Here is a 712-nt window from a genome sequence, read left to right on the forward strand (position 1 = left end):
GGTAACCCTGGCCGCTGCCGCTGTCCCTCGGTTAGCTACTTGCGGGCCCAACAGGCGCACTGGGCGCTCTGGCGTCCTGCGCCAGGAACGTGTTGACGATACTTGTTGGGCCGTTCGAGGATCTCGCTGGCGGTTCTCGGATTATCTGGTAGCTGCTGGTCAGCGCCGGCCGGCCGAGCAACACCGCCACTGATCTCCCGTCACCACACCGATCTGATACCTAAGGGTGTGGCCGCCCGTGGAATCCAAGGCAACAACAGAATCTAATCCTCGTGCTGAACAATGCAGGGCGCCATAACGCGATCCCAGTACCCGGCTAGACGACGGCCTGCAAGGACCCGTCGCAAGGTGACCACCAGAGCCCTTTTTCACCCCGGGACGCTATCGCCCCCACGGTCAGTTTGGCTGGCCGAGTGGATCTGCCAGCTGGTCGAACACGGGTTGGCGCGGCCCTGGTCGGTGCCGCCCAAACCGATCCGCGAGGTGCGGGATCTGACCCGCTACCGCAAGGCTCAGATCGATAAGCGGGGCCGGGAGGCGCAGCGGCTCGATAAGGTGCTCCAAGACGCGGGCATCAAGTTGTCCTCGGTGGCCACCGATATTTTGGGCAAGTCCGGGCGCGACATGCTCGCCGCGCTTGTCTCGCGCACTCATGATCCGCAGGTTCTTGCCGAGCCGGCCCGCGGCCGGCTGCGACCAAGATTTCCCTGCT

Annotated in this window: 1 pseudogene; it reads left to right on the forward strand. The window is 64.3% G+C overall.

The window, feature by feature from the left end:
* Positions 1 to 348 precede the first annotated feature (348 nt).
* Positions 349 to 712: pseudogene (locus F0Q45_RS26420) on the forward strand (hypothetical protein); the annotation flags it as partial.

This window comes from Mycobacterium simiae, assembly GCF_008370645.1.
GTDB classification, from domain to species: Bacteria; Actinomycetota; Actinomycetes; order Mycobacteriales; family Mycobacteriaceae; genus Mycobacterium; species Mycobacterium simiae_A.